The organism is Lentilactobacillus parafarraginis DSM 18390 = JCM 14109, from assembly GCF_001435895.1.
Taxonomy (GTDB): Bacteria; Bacillota; Bacilli; order Lactobacillales; family Lactobacillaceae; genus Lentilactobacillus; species Lentilactobacillus parafarraginis.
Genome location: NZ_AZFZ01000246.1, coordinates 1 through 223 on the forward strand (window position 1 = coordinate 1; position 223 = coordinate 223).

Consider the following 223-nt stretch of genomic DNA (forward strand, 5'->3'; position numbering starts at 1 on the left):
GCCCAGGTGTTCACCCGCGCCAACCTGCAGGCCACGTTCGGCGGCATGTTGCGGCATTTCCTGCTGCCCGACACGGACGACCAGCCCGGCCGGGACGTGGGCATCTTCTCCGACGACGAGCGTCCGCTGGTGTTTTACGGCGACGTGGCGACGGCGCGGGAATCGCGCGACGGACACGGAGAAGCGGACCATGCTTGACTGGCTCACCGAACCGTTCGGCTAC

General features: G+C 67.7%; 1 pseudogene. It reads left to right on the forward strand.

Going from position 1 to position 223, the window contains the following annotated elements:
- Nucleotides 1–198, forward strand: a pseudogene (locus FD47_RS15600) (hypothetical protein); the annotation flags it as partial.
- Nucleotides 199–223: the final 25 nt, after the last annotated feature.